The organism is Paraburkholderia sp. 35.1, assembly GCF_050436525.1.
GTDB classification, from domain to species: Bacteria; Pseudomonadota; Gammaproteobacteria; order Burkholderiales; family Burkholderiaceae; genus Paraburkholderia; species Paraburkholderia tuberum.
Genome location: NZ_JBNDMJ010000003.1, coordinates 3,949,578 through 3,969,782, shown reverse-complemented (window position 1 = coordinate 3,969,782; position 20,205 = coordinate 3,949,578). Strand labels below are relative to the sequence as shown.

21 protein-coding genes are annotated in these 20,205 nt (G+C 63.0%); 13 read left to right on the top strand and 8 right to left on the bottom strand.

Annotated features, from left to right (window positions below; genetic code table 11):
- Positions 1 to 138: 138 nt before the first annotated feature.
- The gene (gene gcvA / locus OKW27_RS38680) at positions 139 to 1,047 is read right to left on the bottom strand and encodes a transcriptional regulator GcvA (protein WP_090805019.1); all 909 of its coding nucleotides are present in this window, start codon (positions 1,045 to 1,047) and stop codon (positions 139 to 141) included.
- Between the two features lie 333 nt (positions 1,048 to 1,380).
- Between gcvA and OKW27_RS38675 the strand changes: the two genes are divergently transcribed.
- From OKW27_RS38675 to OKW27_RS38650, 6 genes are read left to right on the top strand one after another with little or no spacing between them, the layout of a single operon-like run.
- Positions 1,381 to 2,112, top strand: coding sequence for a succinate dehydrogenase/fumarate reductase iron-sulfur subunit (locus OKW27_RS38675; protein ID WP_018422880.1), 732 nt, complete (start codon positions 1,381 to 1,383; stop codon positions 2,110 to 2,112).
- Positions 2,109 to 2,441 carry a succinate dehydrogenase gene (locus OKW27_RS38670; protein ID WP_184040186.1) on the top strand — a complete coding sequence of 111 codons (333 nt, stop codon included), beginning with the start codon at positions 2,109 to 2,111 and terminating at the stop codon, positions 2,439 to 2,441. Before OKW27_RS38675 ends, OKW27_RS38670 begins: the two co-directional genes overlap by 4 nt.
- Positions 2,438 to 2,857 (top strand): succinate dehydrogenase, cytochrome b556 subunit, encoded by a 420-nt coding sequence (gene sdhC / locus OKW27_RS38665; protein WP_187610040.1) that lies wholly within the window; start codon positions 2,438 to 2,440, stop codon positions 2,855 to 2,857. Before OKW27_RS38670 ends, sdhC begins: the two co-directional genes overlap by 4 nt.
- 29 nt (positions 2,858 to 2,886) lie before the next feature.
- Positions 2,887 to 3,756 carry a fumarate hydratase gene (locus tag OKW27_RS38660; protein ID WP_184040191.1) on the top strand — a complete coding sequence of 290 codons (870 nt, stop codon included), beginning with the start codon at positions 2,887 to 2,889 and terminating at the stop codon, positions 3,754 to 3,756.
- 46 nt (positions 3,757 to 3,802) lie between these two features.
- Positions 3,803 to 4,414, top strand: a complete 612-nt coding sequence (locus OKW27_RS38655) for a FumA C-terminus/TtdB family hydratase beta subunit (protein WP_090805009.1) — start codon at positions 3,803 to 3,805, stop codon at positions 4,412 to 4,414.
- 34 nt (positions 4,415 to 4,448) lie between these two features.
- Positions 4,449 to 6,200: an L-aspartate oxidase gene (locus OKW27_RS38650; protein ID WP_429336555.1), complete on the top strand. Its 1,752-nt coding sequence runs from the start codon at positions 4,449 to 4,451 to the stop codon at positions 6,198 to 6,200.
- On the opposite strand, the gene OKW27_RS38645 is transcribed toward OKW27_RS38650, so the two are convergent.
- From OKW27_RS38645 to OKW27_RS38620, 6 genes are all read right to left on the bottom strand, one after another.
- Positions 6,140 to 7,048, bottom strand: coding sequence for a LysR substrate-binding domain-containing protein (locus OKW27_RS38645; RefSeq protein WP_429336554.1), 909 nt, complete (start codon positions 7,046 to 7,048; stop codon positions 6,140 to 6,142). The two genes, OKW27_RS38650 and OKW27_RS38645, sit on opposite strands and share 61 nt — an antisense overlap.
- 34 nt (positions 7,049 to 7,082) lie before the next feature.
- Positions 7,083 to 7,835 carry a sulfite exporter TauE/SafE family protein gene (locus OKW27_RS38640; protein WP_090805001.1) on the bottom strand — a complete coding sequence of 251 codons (753 nt, stop codon included), beginning with the start codon at positions 7,833 to 7,835 and terminating at the stop codon, positions 7,083 to 7,085.
- Positions 7,836 to 7,863: 28 nt separating this feature from the next.
- Positions 7,864 to 8,784, bottom strand: a complete 921-nt coding sequence (locus OKW27_RS38635; protein ID WP_429336553.1) for an ABC transporter permease — start codon at positions 8,782 to 8,784, stop codon at positions 7,864 to 7,866.
- Entirely contained in the window at positions 8,777 to 9,586 is an 810-nt protein-coding gene (locus OKW27_RS38630) for an ABC transporter ATP-binding protein (RefSeq protein WP_244144794.1), read from the bottom strand. The genes OKW27_RS38635 and OKW27_RS38630 overlap by 8 nt, the downstream gene beginning before the upstream one ends.
- Before the next feature lie 2 nt (positions 9,587 to 9,588).
- The gene (locus tag OKW27_RS38625; RefSeq protein ID WP_184066444.1) at positions 9,589 to 10,608 is read right to left on the bottom strand and encodes an ABC transporter substrate-binding protein; all 1,020 of its coding nucleotides are present in this window, start codon (positions 10,606 to 10,608) and stop codon (positions 9,589 to 9,591) included.
- Positions 10,609 to 11,085: 477 nt separating this feature from the next.
- Positions 11,086 to 11,871 carry a GntR family transcriptional regulator gene (locus OKW27_RS38620; RefSeq protein WP_429336552.1) on the bottom strand — a complete coding sequence of 262 codons (786 nt, stop codon included), beginning with the start codon at positions 11,869 to 11,871 and terminating at the stop codon, positions 11,086 to 11,088.
- Between the two features lie 254 nt (positions 11,872 to 12,125).
- Here OKW27_RS38620 and OKW27_RS38615 point away from each other — a divergent pair, with 254 nt between their 5' ends.
- From OKW27_RS38615 to OKW27_RS38595, 5 genes are all read left to right on the top strand, one after another.
- A complete protein-coding gene (locus OKW27_RS38615) occupies positions 12,126 to 12,395 on the top strand; it encodes a UxaA family hydrolase (protein WP_018422892.1) in 270 nt (89 codons plus the stop codon).
- 83 nt (positions 12,396 to 12,478) lie between these two features.
- Positions 12,479 to 13,654, top strand: a complete 1,176-nt coding sequence (locus OKW27_RS38610; protein WP_018422893.1) for a UxaA family hydrolase — start codon at positions 12,479 to 12,481, stop codon at positions 13,652 to 13,654.
- Between the two features lie 227 nt (positions 13,655 to 13,881).
- On the top strand, positions 13,882 to 15,216 hold the full coding sequence (gene dctA / locus OKW27_RS38605) for a C4-dicarboxylate transporter DctA (RefSeq protein ID WP_429336551.1): 1,335 nt from the start codon (positions 13,882 to 13,884) through the stop codon (positions 15,214 to 15,216).
- The gene (locus OKW27_RS38600) at positions 15,213 to 16,214 is read left to right on the top strand and encodes a hydroxyacid dehydrogenase (RefSeq protein WP_429336550.1); all 1,002 of its coding nucleotides are present in this window, start codon (positions 15,213 to 15,215) and stop codon (positions 16,212 to 16,214) included. The genes dctA and OKW27_RS38600 overlap by 4 nt, the downstream gene beginning before the upstream one ends.
- The gene (locus tag OKW27_RS38595) at positions 16,211 to 17,212 is read left to right on the top strand and encodes an Ldh family oxidoreductase (protein ID WP_429336549.1); all 1,002 of its coding nucleotides are present in this window, start codon (positions 16,211 to 16,213) and stop codon (positions 17,210 to 17,212) included. Before OKW27_RS38600 ends, OKW27_RS38595 begins: the two co-directional genes overlap by 4 nt.
- Before the next feature lie 33 nt (positions 17,213 to 17,245).
- Here the strand turns inward: OKW27_RS38595 and OKW27_RS38590 are convergent, their stop codons facing one another.
- Entirely contained in the window at positions 17,246 to 18,292 is a 1,047-nt protein-coding gene (locus OKW27_RS38590; RefSeq protein ID WP_090804987.1) for a LacI family DNA-binding transcriptional regulator, read from the bottom strand.
- Positions 18,293 to 18,489: 197 nt separating this feature from the next.
- Between OKW27_RS38590 and OKW27_RS38585 the strand changes: the two genes are divergently transcribed.
- Positions 18,490 to 19,272, top strand: a complete 783-nt coding sequence (locus OKW27_RS38585; RefSeq protein ID WP_429336548.1) for an ABC transporter permease — start codon at positions 18,490 to 18,492, stop codon at positions 19,270 to 19,272.
- Complete coding sequence (locus OKW27_RS38580) at positions 19,269 to 20,177, top strand: ABC transporter permease (protein WP_429336547.1); 909 nt, start codon at positions 19,269 to 19,271, stop codon at positions 20,175 to 20,177. Before OKW27_RS38585 ends, OKW27_RS38580 begins: the two co-directional genes overlap by 4 nt.
- Positions 20,178 to 20,205: the final 28 nt, after the last annotated feature.

Sequence of the window (20,205 nt, the reverse complement as noted above, 5' to 3'; positions counted from 1 at the left end):
GAGCCGGTAAAGCAATAAAAAAAACGAGGATGGGGCTATTTTATTTATGGCTGAGGCCGGCGGAGTGAACACGCAGGAAAATGACCAGTCGATCACTGGCAGCCCGGCGAAATGGACGTGCGATGTCAACCTGCCTGCTCAGTTCCGCGCACGCCCCTCCTGAGCCTTCGCACTCAACCAGGCCACGAACGCCGCGGCATCAGGGTTGACGATGCTGTGAGGAGAATAGACCAGGTAGAAAGCTTCACTGGTCGTAAGCCGGGATTTGAAAGGCGCTATCAGTTGCCCGGTGTCCAGCATCGACTGGACCAGCGACGAGCGCGCCAAGGCCACCCCTTGACCAAGCTCGGCCATTCTCAAAGCAGAGATCAAGGTATCGAACTGCATTCCCTTCGAAGAGTCGACCTGTCCCGCGCCTGCTTTCTTCAACCAGTATCCCCAGCCCTCCTCGTAGCCCAGGACGTGGAGTAGTTCGTGGTAACGGAGATCCTTCGGCGTAGCCAGTGGCGCCTGTTCGGAGGGCAAGAATGGGGCGCAGACCGGCAGCAACGTATCCCAGGTCAGCCGCTCGGCCTTGAGTCCCGTCCATTCTCCATGTCCATAGCGGATTTCCATATCGGCTTCGACGTCGGTCACGCTCGAATCGCCCCCCCATATGTTGCTGGTGATACGCAGATTGACCTCGGGGTGGCGTTCACGAAAGTCGGGTAAGCGCATTGCCAGCCAATGGGTAAAAAACACCAGGCTGACCCGAACGGTAAGGACTCTGCCGTGACCTTGCCCGAAGATCTCTTCAGTTGCGGCCGCCAGTCGCTCTACGGCCTCGTGGACAACCGGCAAATAGGCTAGCCCGGCCTCAGTGAGCTCGAGTCCTCTTGGCAAGCGCTTAAAGAGGACTGCCCCCAACTGCGACTCGAGTCCCTTCACCTGTTGGCTTACCGCCGCCTGGGTCAGGCTCAACTCTGTCGCCGCATGGGTGAAACTGAGATGCCGGGCAGAGGATTCAAATGCGCGCAACCAGTTAAGCGGAGGTAATCGTTTTCTCATTCTGCAGACCGTTTGACTAAAGCTGTCCGACTTCGCGGATTAGTTGCGTGTTGCGGCAACTCAGGATCCCCTAGACCCGCGGACGCGGCGGCGTTCCCAGGCGTCGACGAGTGCGTACGCACTCCAACTGGGCAATCGAACATATGTTAGCGCGGAATTTCGAGCACTCTGAAATGACAAGCCTGGTGGGGCGGTTTCAAGAGCGTTCTCACAGGCACTCGCACGCCCGCGAGCATAAAAAAACCTTGAGCTTGCAACAAGAATCTTTGGCTTTGACGGGCGGCGCGCGCCCCTTAGACTGGCTTCGCAATCATTCGAACCTCAACGGTCACGATGCGAACCACTCCCCCGCAACTCAAGGTCGACGTCTGGCGCGGTAACGACGAAGGCAGCTTTCAGCGCTTCGACGTGCCGCGCATGGAAAGTCAGACCGTGCTCGACGTCGTGATCCACATCCAGCGCCATCTGGATGCGACGCTGTCCTATCGCTTTGCGTGCCGGGTCGGCATGTGCGGTTCATGCGCGATGACCGTCAACGGCCGCGCGCGATGGACCTGCCGCACGCACGTCACCAAAGTCATGAAGCACGCCGGTGACGTGCTCGAAATCGCGCCTCTCAATCACCTGCCCGTCATCAAGGATCTGGCGACGGATATGACCGCCTTCTTCGACAAATGGCGCGACGCGAAGGGCTATTTCAAGGGCGAGCACACGCGTAACGAACCTGCCACTTGCGTCGATCCCGCCTCCGCCGAACGCAAGGCGGCCGACGCGGGGATTGAATGCATCGGCTGCGGTGTCTGTTATGCGAGCTGCGACGTCGTCGCATGGAACCCCGACTATCTCGGACCCGCCGCGCTCAATCGTGCGTGGACGCTCGTCAACGACGTACGCGACATCCAGCAGCAAACCCGCGTCGCAGCCGTCTCCAACGACGCAGGCTGTCATTCGTGCCATACGCTCGGCTCGTGTACCGAACGGTGTCCCAAGTCGCTGCAGCCGACGGCCAGCATTGCTGGCCTGAAGCGGCTTCGCGGCCATGCGCCGAAAGGAGAACCGCGATGATGAGCGGCTGGCGGTTGCAGCGCCTGTCGGCGATGGTGCTGACCTTATGCGTGGCCGTCCATCTTGTCACCATGATTATCGTCGTGCATGGCGGGCTGAGCGCGGCGAACGTGATCGCGCGTCTGCACGGCAATACGGCGTGGGCGGTGTTCTATTCAGTGTTCGTGCTTGCGTCGTCCGCGCATGTGCCTGTCGGCTTGAGAAGGATCGCCGAGGAGTGGCTCGGCTGGCGCGGGCGCAGCGTCGGGGTGGCGAGCGTGATCGTCGGCATTGCGCTGGCGATTGCCGGTCTGCGCGCGGTCTTCGCGCTGGTAGGAGGGCCGCAATGAGCGACATGGCACGCGCAGCGAAACCAGCAACAGACACGAACCACGCGGGACACCGCACCCCTGGCCGGCGCGCCGACTCGCGCGCGCGCAACCATCCCGCGTGGTGGGCCTTTCTTGTGCACCGTCTGTCCGGACTCGCGCTCGCCTTCTTTCTGCCGCTGCACTTCTGGGCGCTCGGCACCGCTTTGCACGGCGCAGCATCGTTCGAGTCGTTTCTCGCCGTGACGAGGCAACCCGCCTTCGTATTCGCCGAGTGGGGCCTCGTCACGTTGCTGGCCGCGCATCTGTTCGGCGGCGTGCGCATTCTGCTCATCGAATACCGGCCATGGAGCGGTTTGCGCAAGAACCTGATCGCGGCGACAGCGGGCGGCGCATTGGTCATCGGGCTGGCGTTTGCGCTGTCGCTCACGTTGTGAACGCACGGTCCCCCGACGGAGATTCATCAATGGACATGCAGCAGATCGAAGAGGTCGCGAAGCAGTTGTACATACGCGCGCTGAAGCATTTGCCGCCCGACATCAAGGACGGTATCGCGCGCCTCGAACGCGCTGAAACCGACGACACCGCGCGCCGCGTGCTGGGCACAATGCGCACCAATATCGCGATTGCCGAAGATCAGGACAACCTGCTGTGCCAGGACACCGGGCTGCCGATCTACAACGTGACGATCGGCACGGGCCTCGCGCTCGACGGCGTCGCGTTGAAAGCAGCGATCCGGCGCGGCTGCGAACGGGCCACGCGCGAGCATCCATTGCGCTCGTCGGTCGTGCATCCGTTGACGCGGAACAACGAACATTCGTCTTGCGGCGTGCTGATGCCCGCGATCCATATCGACTTCGACTCGACAGCCGACACGCTCGTGATCGAAATGATTCCGAAGGGCAGCGGTTCGGAAAACAACTCGTTTCTGAAAATGGCGATTCCGGCGGAAGGTGTCGACGCGATCAAACGCTTCGTGATCGACTGCGTGGTCGATGCGGGCGGCAAGACGTGTCCGCCGACGATTGTAGGCGTGGGCATCGGCGGTACCTCGGATCTGTGCGTGTGGCTCGCCAAGCGTGCCGCGACGCGCGCGCTCGGTACGCATTGCGACGATCCGGCGGCGGCCGCGCTGGAGGAGGAACTGTCGGCCGCGGTGAACCGCCTGGGCGTAGGCCCGCAGGGGCTCGGCGGCGACGCGACATCGTTCGCGGTCCACCTCGAACTGGCGGCGACGCATATCACGATGAATCCGGTTGCCGTGAACATGCAGTGTCATTCGGCCCGCCGCGCGCGCGCCACGCTGACGCCGGCGGGCGTCGAGTACGGCTACTGACACGCGGGCTGTCCGCATCGGCACGCACACCGTCAAGGAACGATCGATGACTCATCACACCCTGTCCATGCCCGCTAGCGAAGCGCAGATTCGCGCGTTGCGCACGGGCGATACCGTTACGTTGACAGGCACGCTGTTCGGCATCCGCGACGCCACGCAGATCCATATGTTCGACCGTGGCCGCACGACTCGTTTCGATCTGCGCGGCCATGCGGTGATTCACACCGCGCCGAACGTGCGCAAGGTGCCACGCTCGGACGCACATCCGGCGGGCTACGAGCCCGTCTGCGTCGGCACGACGACGTCCGCACGCATGGAGCGCTTCACCGCGGCGCTGATGGCGCAGTACGGCGTGCGCATCGTGATCGGCAAGGGCGGGCTCGGGCAGGCGTCGAGCGATGCGTTCGCAAAATACGGCGGCGTGTATCTCGCGATCGTCGGCGGCACGGCGGCGCTGGAGACGACATGGATCGAACAGATCGAAGACGTCGATCTCGACGACCTGAACCCCGAATCGCTATGGCGCTTCAGGATCGGCGAATTCGGCCCGCTGCTCGTCGCGATGGATAGTCACGGCGGCAGCGTCTACACGAAGGTCCAGCAGAGCACGCGTGAGCGGCGCGAAGCGGTGCTCGCGTCGCTGGGCATCAAAAGCTGAACGAACGCAGCGTCGTTCATCACGGGAACCGACCATGAAGCACGTGGATACCGACATCCTGATTCTCGGCAGCGGCGGCGCAGGCCTGTTTGCCGCGCTGCATGCGCAGGCCGACGCGCCGCAGTTGCGCATCACGATCGCCGTGAAAGGATTGCTCGGCAAATGCGGCTGTACGCGCATGGTGCAGGGCGGCTATAACGTCGCGCTGGCACAGGGCGATTCGATCGAACGTCACTTCATGGATACGATCGAAGGCGGCAAATGGCTGTCGAACCAGGAACTCGCGTGGACGCTGGTGACACGCGCGGTCGAGCGGATCAACGAACTCGAAAACGAACTGGGCTGCTTCTTCGACCGCAACCCGGACGGCACGCTGAAGCAGAAGGCATTCGCCGGGCAAACCTTCGACCGTACGGTGCACAAGGGCGATCAGACTGGCATCGAGATCATCAACCGGCTTGCCGAACAGGTGTGGGCGCGCGGGATCGAGCGGCTCGAAGAACATCGCGCGGTGGAATTCATCGAGTCCGAAGACGGCAGCGCACTGGCCGGCGTGCTGATGATCGACATTCGCAGCGGCGAATTCGTCTTCGTGCGCGCGAAGGCCGTGCTGCTCGCGACGGGCGGCGGCCCCACGATGTACAAGTACCACACGCCGAGCGCAGACAAGAGTTGCGACGGCATGGCGATGGCGCTGCGTGCCGGCCTCACGTTGCGCGACATGGAGATGGTGCAGTTCCACCCGACGGGCTTGCTGGCGGGCACTCATACGCGCATGACGGGCACCGTGCTCGAAGAAGGGCTGCGCGGCGCGGGCGGCTATCTGCTGACGGGCGACGGCGAGCGCTTTATGCACCGCTACGATCCGCGCGGCGAGCGCGCGACGCGCGACATCGTCTCGCGCAGCATTTACCGTGAACTGCGCGCGGGCAACACGACGCCGAACGGCGGCGTCTATCTGCGCATGGATCATCTCGGGCCCGACAGCGTGCGCCAGCGTTTCAAGGGCATGGTCGAACGCTGCGCGGATTGCGGCTTCGATCTGGCGGGCGGCCAGGTCGAAGTGGTGCCGACCGCGCACTACATGATGGGCGGCGTGCTGTTCGAGACCGACTGTTCGACGACGCTGCCGGGCCTCTTCGTCGCGGGCGAGGATGCGGGCGGCGTGCACGGCGCGAACCGGCTGGGCGGCAACGGCGTCGCGAATTCGACGGTGTTCGGCGGCATTGCGGGTGAGACGCTCGCGCGCTGGGTGCCGCGCCATGGGCGCCTCGCCACCGCCGATGCCAGTCAGATCGAGCGCGCCATCGAACGTTGCACGCGGCCGCTCGGCCAGCCTGCGGGCGATCTCGAATCGATACGCGACGACCTGTACGAGTTGATGTGGCGCGACGTCGGCATCCTGCGCGACGAGCAGGGCTTGCTGCGCGCGAGAAGCACATTGATCGACATCGGCGAACGGCTGGACCGCACGGGTGTCGATGGACGCGATCTGCGCTTCAACCTGTCGTGGCACGACTGGATGAACCTGCACAACCTGACGCTCGTTAGCCGCGCGATCACCGAGTCGGCGTTGCTGCGCGAGAATTCGCGCGGCGCGCATTTCCGCGAAGACTTTCCCGACGCCGGAGATCTGGACACATCCGAGTATGTATGCCTGCGGCTTGAGCAGAACGCCTTCGAAACCAGCCGCCGGCGCGTGCAGTTCACGCGCGTGAAGCCTGGTCAGTCGCTGCTCGACGAATCATTGCCACTGGCGGAAACGTCGGCCGCCGTCGTGAAGTGACGCTTCACGGCGGCCGTGAACGCTTCGCGTCCGTGTTCGCGCCGTTCCAGCAGGCCGACGCGGCGCGGCGCGATCCGCTCGGGCAACTCGGTCACGCGCAGCCCTGATTCGTGATTCCAGTTCGCATTCGCGAGACGCGGCACTACCGAAACGCCGAAACCGCGCTTCACCATTTCGCAGATCGATTCGAGCGAGTTCAGCTCCATGATGTCGTGCACGGAAGCGTCGAGGCCGCGCAGCGCGTCGTCGATCAGCATGCCTGTCCACGTCTGCCGGTCGAAACGGATGAACGGCTCACGAAGCAGCGTGTCGACGTGCGCGCGCGGATTGTCAGCCGACGAGATCAGCACCATCGGCTCGTGATACAGCACCGTCCACTTCAACGCGGCGGGAAAGCCGGTGGGCGACTGCGTGACGATGGCGGCGTCGAGTTCTCCGTTCTCCACGCGTCGCGTGAAGTCACTCGACAGGCCCGTGAAAAGCTTCAGTTCGAGGCGCGGGTAGCGGCGTTTCAGATTCAGCATCGCATCGGCGAACGCGCCCATCAGCGACGACACCAGCGCGCCGACCCGCACGACGCCCGCCAGTTCGTCGCGGCCCGCCGTGGCCAGAATCCGCCGATAGTTGGCGACCAGCGTTTCGGCGAGCGGCACGATCGTGCGTCCCTGTTCGCTCAATGCGACCGAGCGCGCGCTCCGTTCGAACAGCACGATGTCGAGATCGCGTTCCAGTGAACGCATCTGCAGGCTCACGGCGGCCTGTGTGAGACACACTTCGTCGGCGGCTGCGGCGAAAGAGCCGTGGCGCGCGACGGACAGAAACGTGACGAAATAGCGAATCGCACTCATGACGCTCACTCCGCTTGACGTTGCCGCATCGGCATTACTTTATCGCGTGAACAAGCGATGAGCCCAGCAGCGCCACGCCCGAAGCGAACAGCAGCGCAAGCAGCACCCGCCGAAACGCGGTGTCCGACAGACGCCGATAAAGCCGTGAGCCGAGCCACGCAAACAGCAGCGACGACGGCAGCATCCAGCCGAAGAGTACTAGCGTCTGCTTGCCGATCAGGCCCGTCAGTGCATACGTGACGAGCGTCAGCGATTGCATCGCGATGAAAAAGCTTTGGCAGATCGCGCGCTGCGTATCTTTGTTGTGACCGCGCAGCATGCACCATATGGTCGGTGCCGGACCGACGAGCCCCGCAATGCCGCCCAGAATGCCGCCGACCACGCCGACGCCGCCGTCCGCCCAGGCACCGCCTGCCGTCACCGTCGGCAGATCTTTCGCGGCGAGCATCACGCCGCAATAGACGATCATCAGCAGACCGGCGCCGATCCGAAAGCCGACGGGATCGATGAACGGCAGCAGCGTCGCGCCGATCGGCACGCCGACGATGCCTCCTGCGATGAACGGACCGATGATCTTCGGCCGTATCTGCGAGCGCACCGTATGCACGGTTAGCATCTGTCCGACCAGCGAGCCGACCACCAGCATCGGCCCGATCGCTTGCGGCGGCAGCGCCCATGCCCAGAACACCATCGCGACGAGACCGAACGCAAATCCCGCCAGCCCCGACACGAAGCCCGCGACCGCGCTGCCTCCAATCACCAGCAGCGCGATGTCGGCGCTTAGCAACGAGCCTCCCGTGCGTGCGCGCCATGCTTCACGACTGCATGCCCCAGCGTTGCACGGTGTGGCGTTCGAGTACGCGGAAGATCAGGTTCTCGACGGCGAGGCCAATCAGAATCACCGTGAACAGACCCGCGAACACGTTCGCGATGTCGAGCAGGTTCTTGTTTTCGTAGATGAACCAGCCGAGGCCGCCGGAACCCGAACTCACGCCGAACACGAGTTCCGCCGCGATCAGCGTGCGCCACGCGAAGGCCCAGCCGATCTTCAGGCCGGTCAGAATGCTCGGGAACGCAGCGGGCACCAGAATCGCGGCGACGTAGCGCCCGCCGCGCAAGCCATAGTTGCGCCCGACCATTTTCAGCGTGTTGCTCACCGACAGAAAGCCCGAGTGCGTATTCAACGCGACCGACCATGTCACCGAATGCACGAGCACGAAGATCAGGCTGCCGTTGCCGAGCCCGAACCAGATCAGCGCGAGCGGCAGCAGCGCGATGGCGGGCAGCGGGTTGAGCATCGAGGTCATCGTTTCGAGAAAGTCCGTGCCGATGCGCGAGGTGATCGCGGCGGCCGTCAGCAACGCGGCCAGCAGCAGACCGCAGCCGTAGCCGAGCAGCAATACGTGGATCGACGCCCATGCCTTGCCGGGCAGTTCGCCGTTTGCGATGCTCGTGCAGAAGGCGTCGACGGTCGCGCTGAAAGTGGGAAACAGCAACGGATTGTTGAGCCAGCGTCCGTAGCCTTCCCAGACCAGCGCGAGCAGCGCGAGGATCAGGAACTTGCGCAGCCAGCTCTGGTTGTACAGGCGCTCGAACAGTGACAGCGGCTTTTCGACGACGCTGAAATGCTGTGCATCGCTGGGTTCGCGAATGATCTCGCCGCGCGGCGCGCGCGTGATCATGTCGTCACGGGGCGGATGGACGGATGAGGAACCGTGTGCGGTAGCGTCAGACATTCTCTGCCTCGTGGATTTCGTCTTCGAACAGCATGTGCTGGATGCGTTTTTCGAGCGTGGCAGCGGATTCGCCTGCCGCCGCCGTATCGAGTTCTGCCTTGACCTGCCCCGGGTGCGGCGACAGCAACAGAATCCGGCTGCCGACCTTGATCGCTTCCGGAATCGAATGCGTGACGAATAGCACGGTGAAGCGCGTTTCCTGCCATAGCGTCAGCAGTTCGTCCTGCATCTTGCGGCGCGTGAGCGCATCGAGTGCGGCGAACGGCTCGTCCATCAGCAGGATGTCCGGTTCCATCGCCATGCCGCGCGCAATCGCCACGCGCTGCTTCATGCCGCCCGATAACGTATGCGGATGGCTGTCCGAGAATTTCGTGAGGTTGACCTTGTCGATGTAATGCATCGCGCGCTGTTCCGCTTCGCGCGCCGACAGCCGGTGCGAAGCGAGCAGCGGAAACATCACGTTCTGCTTGACCGTCTTCCACGGCAGCAACTGGTCGAATTCCTGAAAGACCATCATCCGGTCGGGGCCCGGCTTCGTCACCGTCTTGCCCTTCAGCGTGATCGAACCTTCCGTCGGCAGCAGATAGCCGCCGACGCTCTTGAGCAACGTCGACTTCCCGCAACCCGATGGCCCAAGCAAAACGAAACGGTCGCCTTCGAATACCTGAAAGTCGACGCGATACGTTGCCATCACGAGATGCCGCGGCGTCTTGTATTGCAGCGTTACGCCGGCGACATCCAGTAACGGCATGCCGCTCGGCGAGGATGTGGCGCGGGTGGCTCCAGCACGCGTGCGATGCATGATCAACTCCCTTGAAGCGATTGGGCGGTCGGAAAGAACATGTCCTTCCACGAGGCGGGTTTGGTCTTGATCAGGCCCGTGCGTGCCATGAAATCCGCGTATTTGAGCGTGTTTTCGGGCGTGGTCGTGAAGGCGACATCGGGCGACGAAATCATTTTTTCGATGTCGGCGACATTGCTCTTGTCCTTGCTGATGCGCAGGTAGGCGAGTGCGGCCGCGTGCTTGTCCCTGGTGATCTGCGCTTCGGCATCGTCGAGCGCGGCCATGAAGGCTTGCACGAGTTTCGGATTCTGTTGATAGAACTTCGTCATGCACCAGACCAGATTGAATGTCGACTTGCCGCCCAGAACGTCATACGAATTCACCACGGTGCGCACGCCAGGGTGGGCCAATTCCTGTTCCTGAAACGGCGGCGAGCCGAAATGCGCGGTCACTTCGCTATTGCCCGACAGCAGCGCCTGCTGCGCATCGGGATGAGCCAGCGAGACAGTGTATTTATCGAGCTGCCCCTGGTTGCCGGCGCCGAAGGCCTTTTCCGCGGCCATTTGCAACGTGATTGCCTGGATCGACACCTTCGCTGCGGGCAGCGCGATCTTGTCCTTGCCGGTGAAGTCTTTCAACGTTTTCACCGTCGGGTTGTTGGTGTTCAACAGCAGCGGCATCGAATTGATCGCCGACAGCGCCTTGACCTCGACGGGCGTGCCGCGCGTACGCGCCCACAGCAGCACGAGCGGCGCGACGCCGCCTGACGCGATCTGCAACGAATCGGACAGCAGCGCGTCGTTCATCACGTTGCCGCCCGCGAATTCGACCCATGACACTTTCAGATTCGGCACGCCCAGTTGCGCGGCGTGCTTTTCGACCAGCTTCTGATCCTGCATCAGCATCAGTGGCAAATAGCTGACGCCGTATTGGCGCGCGATCCGGATCTCCGACAGTTCGGCGCGGGCGGGCGCACTGGTGAGAGCTGCGCCGAGAGCGAGCAGCGTTGAGAGAAATACGGCAACTTTACGAAGGCTCATCGCTGGACACTCCTTGCGACAGGAACGGCACGGCCAATCTGTTGAAATGCGACACCGGATAAACCGGATGGGTGGGGGCTGCGTGTGCTTATTCGGTCTCGCGTGGCTGCGGCCGGCGCAACGCATGCGTCACGCGGCAAGGCGCGACATGAAGGACATGAGCGGGATGACGATGAGGCGGGGTACGCATCGTGAGTGTCTCCTTGTTGCCGGCCTGCTCGCGACAAAACGGTTTGCGCGACGCGGCCGGAATCAGGTTCACAGATGGTGTGTTGTGGGCAACCGGATCGCGCGTGAAATGCCTTGCTTCGGTGACCGTGGCATTCAGCGAATTCAGTGCCGTGTGATTTAACTCATCTGTATGAGTAGCGAGTGTAGGTGATCGTGCTGTTGATTGCAAATGCGGGAAAACGTGACGTGTGCGGCGCGCGGCCGGCGGCTTTTGGCGCTGCGCACCGCGCTTGGCTTCTGGCCTTGTCAGAGCGGCTCTTCGTGCGATGCCGAAGCACCGACGTATTCGTAGCGTGCGGTGTTCGCATGCGAGATCCGCACTTCGACGGGCGCCCGATGATACGAATACGCGACGCGCCGCACTTCAAGAAGCGGCGTGCCGTGCGGCACTTCCAGCAGTTTGCTTTCGAGTTCATTGGCTACCGCGACGCGCACGCGTTCCTCGGTGCCGAGCACGTTGATGTTGAACGCATCCTGATAGAAGTTGTACAGCGTGCTCGGCCGGCTGCGCAGCGCGGCTTCCGTCAGGCCCGGAAAACGCGCCTCGGGTACGGTGATGTTGTCGATCATCACCGTTTCGCCATGCAGCGCCAGACGGTTGATGAACGTGAACACGCGCGCGCCCGTTTCGACTTTCAGCAGCGTCGCGATATCGCGCGTAGCCTTGGCCTTCCTGAACTGCACGAGCGTTACGCTCGGGTAGGTCTTGTCGCCGTCCTGGCGGACGATGCGGAAGAAGCGGAAGAAATGACGATCACGCTGGTGTTGCGCGACGAAAGTACCGAGCCCCTGATGGCGCACCAGAATGTTGTCGGCCACCAGTTCGTCGATTGCCTTGCGCAGCGTGCCGATCGATACGCCGAAGCGTTCGGCCAGCCGCTTTTCCGAAGGAATCGTTTCGCCGCCCTTCCATTCGTGCGCGGCCAGCGCGGCCAGCATCGCATTCTTCACTTCCTTGTAGCGCGTGCCGCCGATTGCCGGCGTGGCGGCCGCACCGTTCGGTAGATTGATACCCGTCGTCAACGTATTCATCGTTCTCATCCTGTCGTTGCATCTTCACTGCTGCTGTCTTTCAATTGATTCTACTTCATACGGTTCATCAAACACATATAGATGATCTGGTTGACATATGCAAATGTGCCGCCTAAGATGGGTTCACGCAGGCGAACCAAACCGTACCAACAGACTGGAGACAACTGATGAGCCACACCGCAGCAGGTGCACCGCAACAACCCGGTGAAGGATCTTCCGCCAGCCCTTCGTCAGACCGCAAAACGATTCATATCGTGCTGCACGAAGCGAAAGACACCGTCGGTGTGGCGGTTGTCGAAGGCATCAAGGCGGGGACCCAATTGAACGCGTGGATCATGGACGACGACGAGCTCGTGACGATCTCGGCGAAACAGAACATTCCGATCGGTCACAAGGTGGCGCTAAAAGACATGGCGGTCGGCGACACGGTGTTCAAGTACGGCGTGGACATCGGCAAGGTCGTTGCGCCGATCCGCGCGGGTGAACATGCGCATGTTCACAACATCAAGACGAAGCGCTGGTAACCGGCGCGAGGATCGACCAGCTCGCGCATCGACATTGCGAGCGAGCTTCCCCACTCAACAGAGCCAGATCGAAGAGAGCCACCATGAGCGTGATTGACCAGAACACCACTTTCCGCGGGTTTCGCCGTTCCAATGGACGCGTCGGCGTGCGTAACCATGTGATCATCCTGCCCGTCGACGATTTGTCGAACGCCGCCGCGCTGGCCGTCGAAACGGCCATCAAAGGCACGATGGCGCTACCGCATCCATACGGCCGCCTGCAGTTCGGCGCCGACCTCGATCTGCATTTCCGCACGCTGATCGGCGCCGGCTGCAACCCGAATGTCGCGGCGGTCGTCGTGATCGGGATCGAGGAAGGCTGGACCAAACGCGTCGTAGACGGCATTGCGAAGTCAGGCAAGCCGGTGATGGGCTTCGGCATCGAACTGCATGGCGATCACGATACGATCATGCGTGCCTCGAAAACCGCGAAAGAGATGGTGCAGTACGCCACGTCGCTCGATCGCGAAGAATGCCCGATTTCGGACCTGTGGGTATCCACGAAGTGCGGCGAATCCGATACCACGTCCGGCTGCGGCGCGAACCCGACTGTCGGCAATGCGTTCGACAAGCTCTATGGGTTGGGCACGACGCTCGTCTTCGGCGAGACGTCCGAACTCACGGGCGGCGAGCAGATCGTTGCCGCGCGTTGCGCGAACGACCAGGTGCGCGAGCGCTTCCAGTTCATGTTCGACCGCTATCAGGACATGATCAACCGCTGGAAGACCGACGATCTGTCGGAGTCGCAGCCGACCAAAGGCAACATCGCGGGCGGCCTGACGACCATCGAAGAAAAAGCGCTGGGCAATATCCAGAAGATCGGCAAGAAGTGCAGAGTCGACGGCGTGCTCGACAAGGCCGAGGAACCGACGGGGCCGGGCTTGTGGTTCATGGATTCGTCGTCAGCCGCGGCCGAGATGGTGACGCTGTGCGCCGCGTCGGGCTTTGCCGTGCATTTCTTCCCGACCGGGCAGGGCAACGTGATCGGCAATCCGATCGTGCCTGTCATCAAGATTTGCGCGAACCCGCGTACGGTGCGCACGATGAGCGAGCATATCGACGTGGATGTGTCGGGACTTTTGCAGCGCGAACAGAATCTCGATCAGGCTGGCGACAAGCTGCTGGAATCGATGCTGCGCACCGCGAACGGGCGCTTTACGTCGGCGGAAGCGCTGGGCCACCGCGAGTTCGTGTTGACGCGCCTGTTCGAAAGCGCGTAATTTCTCCGGGCCCGTCCTCGCGACGGGCCGCGCTGCATAGCGCATGAATCCTGATCGCGCAGGCGGCTGCGATGACAGTTAGCTTCGCGTCAGCTTCGGATCCCCCGTATTCAATGGAGTTTTCGCAGCAGCGCGCGCACGCGTGACGTCTCGGGCCCGAGAAGCCCGGCACGCGCCGCACGGCGCTGTTCCATTTTCCAGCAGCAGCGAGTGGAGGAGACACCATCTTGCGCGTGCTAAAACATCTTTACGTGCAGGTTCTGATCGGACTTGCGGCAGGCATTCTCGTCGGTTATTTCTGGCCGGATCTCGGCGTCCAGATGAAGCCGTTCGGTGATACCTTTATCCGGCTCATCAAGATGCTGATCACGCTGGTGATCTTCTGTACCGTCTCCGTCGGCATCGCGCGGATGGAGAATCTCAAGCAGGTCGGGCGCGTCGGCCTCAAAACCATCGTGTACTTCGAAGCGGTGACGACGGTGGCGCTCGTCATCGGCCTTGCCGTCGCCAATCTGCTGCACCCCGGCTCCGGGCTGAACATCGATCCGAAGACGCTCGATACGCATGCAGTCAGCCATTACGTGACGGAAGTTCACGCGCAGTCGAACACCAGCTTCCTCGAAGAGATCGTGCCGAATTCGGTCGTGGGCGCGTTCGCGCGGGGCGATCTGTTGCAGGTGTTGCTGTTCTCGGTGTTGTTCGGCATCGCGCTATCGATCATGTCGCGGCGCAGCCGCTTCCTGTCGCGCGTGATCGAACAGAGCGGCGAAGCGCTGATGCGGATCGTCGAAATGATCATGCGCCTGGCTCCCCTTGGCGCGTTCGGCGCGATGGCGTTCACAGTCGGAAAATATGGCATTTCGACGTTGCAGCAACTCGGTCTGTTGATCGTGTGCTTCTATCTGACGAGCTTTCTCTTCATCGCCCTGGTGCTGGGCACGATCTGCCGCTGGGCGGGCGTGGGGTTGTGGCCGCTGCTCAAGTATCTGCGTGAGGAACTGCTGATCGTATTGGGCACGTCTACAACGGAATCGGTGTTGCCTCGTTTGATGGAAAAGCTCGAACGGCTTGGGTGTCCGAAGCCGGTAGTCGGGCTCGTGCTGCCGACGGGCTATTCGTTCAACCTCGACGGCGCCGCGATCTATCTGACGATGACCTCGCTCTTCATCGCGCAGGCCACCAATACCCATCTCACGCTACTGCAACAGATCGGGCTGCTGGCGATATTGATGGTGACGTCAAAGGGCGGCGCGGGCGTGGCGGGTGCGGCGCTGGTCGCACTGACGGCGACACTGTCGACGCACAACATCATTCCGGTTGCGGGCATTACGCTGATACTCGGTATCGATCGCGTGCTCAACGAGATTCGCGCGATCGTGAACATGATCGGCAATGCGGTGGCGACGATTGTCGTCGCCCGCTGGGAAGGCGCATTCGATGTGCAGGCCGCGCGCAAACTGCTGGCCGCGCCGCCGGAAGTTCAACGCGGCGAGCCGCAAGCGAACGCAAGCGATGTCAACGACATGGCGCCGCCCGCGTATGCACAGGAGCGCTCGAATTGAGCACGAACCTGAATACCAATCCGCGCGCGAAGCGCAAGAAGATCGTCATCAGCGAATTCATCGACGCTTGCGCAGTCGCAGCGCTCAGCGAGCACTTCGACGTGCATGCCGATGCGTCGCTCGTCGATCAACCCGTTGCGTTGAACGCGTTGCTGGCCGATGCCGACGCGCTGATCGTGCGCAATCGCACGCAGGTAAGGGCCGCGGTGCTCGATGCCGCGCCGCGTCTGAGCGTAGTGGGGCGTCTGGGCGTCGGGCTCGACAACATCGATCTGGACGCATGCGCGCAACGCAACGTATCGGTGTTCCCGGCGACGGGTGCGAATGCACGCGCGGTGGCCGAGTACGTGCTCGCCACGGCACTGATGCTGCTGCGCGGTGCATACCGTTCGAGCATGGAGGTCGCGGCGGGCAAATGGCCGCGCGCGGCGCTTTCGAATGGCCGCGAAGCGGCGGGTAGCACGCTTGCCGTCATCGGTTTCGGCGGCATCGGGCAACTCGTTGCGCAGCTCGCGCGCGCGCTGGGCATGCAGGTGCTCGCCTACGATCCGCTGCAGCCGGCCGACGCGGCGTGCTGGGCCGCGACCGGCGCACGCCGCGTGAGCATCGACGAAGCGTTGCGTGCCGCCGATGTGATCACGCTGCACGTGCCGCTCGTCGACAGCACGCGCAATCTGCTCGGCGCATCGCAACTCGCGGCGCTGAAGCGCCACGCGATCATCGTCAACACGTCGCGCGGCGGGATCGTCGATGAAGCGGCGCTTGCCTTGGCGTTGCGCGAAGGCCGCATCGGCGGCGCGGCGCTCGACGTTTTCAACGATGAGCCGCTCGCCGCCCGTTCCCCGCTGGCCGACGCACCAAACCTCATTCTCACGCCGCACATTGCGGGGCTGACCATGCAGTCGAACGAACGTGTCAGCACGCTCGTTGCGGCGCGCGTGACGGAGGCCCTGCTTGCGCAGCGTGATTCACACGTGACCGAAGGAATTTCACGATGACGCGAGTCTCAGCCGACGAACTTCTCGAACTCGCGACGCGCGCCGTCCGCAACGCGGGCGCAACGCCGGAGACCGCGACGGCCACGGCCCGCGCGTTGGTGTATGCGGACTCGTGCGGGTTGTCGTCGCACGGTGTTTCGCGTTTGCCGATGTACGTCGCGCAGTTGCGCAACGGGCGCGTCGATCCGCAGGCGAAGCCCTCCATTGTTGCGACGCGCAACGCCGCCGTGCTCGTCGATGCCGCCGATGGCATGGCGTTTCCCGCCTGCGCGCTTGCTGTCGAGACCTTGATCGGCCGTGCGCGCGAACACGGCAGCGCAGTGGCGAGCGTGACCCGCAGCCATCATTTCGGCGTCGGCGCATATCACCTGGAGGCGATCGGCGCGGCGGGCATGGTGGGCCTTGCGTTCAGCAATTCCCCGGCGGCGATGCCCGCGTGGGGCGGGCGTCATGCGCTATTCGGCACCAATCCCATTGCCGCCGTGTTTCCGCGCCGCAATGGCGACGCATTGATGGTCGACCTGTCGCTGTCGCAAGTGGCGCGCGGCAAGATCATGGTTGCGGCGCGCGAAGGCAAGCCCATACCGTCCGGCTGGGCGACCGCCCGCGACGGTACCCCGACCACCGACGCCAAGGCGGCGCTCGACGGCATGATGCTGCCGTTCGGCGGCGCGAAAGGCGCGATGCTCGCGCTGATGGTCGAACTGCTGGCGGCGGCGCTGGCGGGCGCGAACTTCGGCTATGAAGCGGGCTCGTTCCTGACCGAGGAGGGGGCACGCTCGCGGATCGGCCATCTGTTCTGGGCCATCGATCCGGGCGCGCTGGCGGGCAATGAGATATACGTAGAACGGGTCGAGGCGCTTGTCGCGGCGATGTTGCAGGATGCGGATGTCCGTTTGCCAGGGCAACGGCGGCATGCGTTGGCCGACGCGGCAAGCCGCGATGGAATCGAGATTCCCGATGCGTTGCTCACACAGTTGCAGACCTTGATCGCGTGATGCGCGAATGCGCCGAAAGGAACCCGGCGCACTTCACGCGGGCGCCGGGCCGCTCGTGCCACGCACGATCAGTTCGATCGGCAGACACTCGCGCTGCGGCGGCACGCCGTCCGAGAGCCAGCGCAGCAGTGCGCGGGCGACGCGTTCGCCGAGTTCGTAAGTGGGCAACAGCACGGTAGTGAGACCTGGTGTGATCTGCGAGACGATGGGCAGATTGTCGCAACCGACAATCGATAACTGCTGCGGCACGGCGATACCGGCCGATTGCGCTTCGAACAGGCAACCCAGCGCGAGCACGTCATTGCCGCAGAAAATGGCGCTTGGAGCAGGGCGCAATTGCGTCAGTAGCTTGAGCCCGGCGCGACCGCCTTCGAAGCCGAACGGCTGTTCGATGATGTTCGCATCAGGCAGACGGATCTCGTGCTGTGCAAGGGTTCGCCGGAAGCCTTCGATCCGCTGACGCGCGCGGTCGTTATGGCGCGTGAAGCCCGAGATCACGCCGAAGCGGCGATGACCGAGTTCGAGCAGATGTTCAGCGGCCAGTTGCCCGATCAACTGGTTGTCGAAGCCAATCGACGGCGGTGTATCTGCGTCGCCGCTGCCGGCTGCGCCGGGCCGCTCGGCGTGCGACCAGGTCAGCAGCAGCGCGACGTGGCTCGCGCGAATCAGTTCATAGGTTTGCGGCGCATGGTCGGTGCCGACCAGAACGATTGCGTCGACAGCACGTTCCAGCAGCGCGCGCACGACTTCGATTTCCGCGGACAGGTTGTACTCGTGCGCGGAGATCAGCAACTGATAGCCGGAATTCGACAGTGTGGTTTGCAAGCCTTGCACCGCACGCGCGAAGATCGCGTTGTCGAGCGTCGGCACGATTGCGCCGACCATTCGCGCACGGCCCAGCGCAAGCGCGCGCGCCGCGCCGTCGGGCACATATCCCAGCGTGGCGATCGCATCACGGATGCGCGCGCGCGTGTCCGCTTTCACCATGTCGGGGTTGGAGAGAGCGCGCGACACAGTTGCCGTCGAGACGCCGGCGAGTGTGGCGACATCGCTGATACGGGCGCGTGGCAAGGTATTCATTGCGGCAGATCAGACCGGTTTGGATAGGCTCCATTGATTGTAGTGCCCGATTGCAAGCGAACGACAGTACAACATCATTCGAATCGGTATAAATCCCGATGTGACCCGTGATCATAGCGTCTATATTCAAATGCAAGCGGTTACATTTCATTGCGCGGCGCGTTGCATTTCACGCCGCTGAACAGGCAGGAGACAATGTGTTCCCCGCATTCCGTTCACCGCGCTTCCTGTGCAGCATCGGTACGCTCGCAGCAACGCTCGCCGCGTGGTACGTGCTGACGGCTCTCACAGGCATCGTCGCAGCGTCGAGATTCCCCACTCCGTTCGATACCTGGCAGGCGCTTGCCCAGGTGGTGACGGTCGGTTATGCCGACGGCCGTCTCGATCAGCACATCGTGCAGAGCGTGAAGCTCGTTCTATACGGCTTCGCGACGGCGGCGGTGACGGGTGTGCCGCTCGGCCTATGGATGGGCTACTCGGCGCGCGCGCAAGCGTTCTTCAACCCGATCTTTCTGCTGTTGCGACCCATTCCGCCGCTCGCGTGGATTCCGCTCGCGATCGTCTGGCTTGGACTCGGCGACTCCGCAAAGGTGATGGTGATCTGGTTCGCGGCGTTCGTGCCATGCGTGATCAACAGTTTCGCGGGCGTGCGCAATCTCGACGTGCCGATGCTCGAAGCCGCCGAGATGCTGGGTTTGCGGCGTTCGCGCTTCGTGCTGGAAGTGATGATTCCCGGCGCGCTGCCGATGATTTTCACAGGCTTGCGCCTCTCATTGCAGGCTTCATGGACGACGCTCGTGGCGGGCGAACTGATCGGTTCGGTCAAAGGTCTCGGGCATCTGCTGACGCAAGGCTCGCTCGACATCTATCCGGCGATGATCGTCGTTGCGATGCTGACGGTCGCGCTGTGTGGATGGTTGATGACGCTCGCGCTTGGGCAAATCGAACGGCAACTCATGCCTTGGAGAGCGAACAGATGAAACCGGGTCATCTGCGCGGTGTCGCGCATCCTGACATCGAGTCCGTCGGCGTCGATCGCGAGTCCGGCAGTGCGGCACGCACGTTGCGCCAGCGCAAGATGGTCAGCGAGCCTGGGCGTGCTGTGGCTCGACGCAACGTGCCGCTCTGGACGCTGAATGCCGCGGGGCTGATCGCATTCTTCGGCATCTGGTGGCTGGCATCGGCAGCAGAACTCGTCCCCGCGATCTTTCTACCGACGCCGCTTGCAGTCGTTCACAAGTTTGCCGATCTGCTCACGCATCCGTTTGTCGGTTACACGCTCGAAGTGCATCTGTGGTCGAGCTTGCAGCGCTATCTGATGGGCTTTTTGCTGGCCGTCGCGCTGGGCGTGCCGCTCGGTCTGATGATGGGCTGGTTCCGCTGGCTCGACTACTGCGTGACGCCGCTGTTCGAAACCGTGCGTTTCATCGCGCCGATTGCATGGGTGCCGTTTGCCGCGTTGTGGTTCGGCACGGGCATCGGTGGCCCGGTGCTGATCATTTTTGCGGGTGCGTTTCCGCCGTGCGTCGTCAATGCTTATCGCGGTGCGCAGCAGGTCGACGCCAGGCTGCTCGAAGCGGCGCGCATGCTCGGCGCGTCGAACCGGATGATCGTCTGCGAAGTGCTGCTGCCAGGCGCGTTGCCGTCGGTGATCGCAGGTGTGCGCGTCGCGGCGGGACTGGGCTGGATGTCGCTGGTCGGCGCCGAACTGATCGTCGCGTCGAGCGGCATTGGCTACATGATGGTCAAGGGACAAGCGGCAATCGACACGGCGACGGTGATGAGCGCGATGATCGCAATCGGTATGGTGGGCGCGGCAATCGACCTGCTGCTTGGACGCATCGAAGCGTACGCGATGCGCAACCGGCGCGTGGCGCGGCACTAGCACCGTGGCTTCACTCTCTCAAACGTGA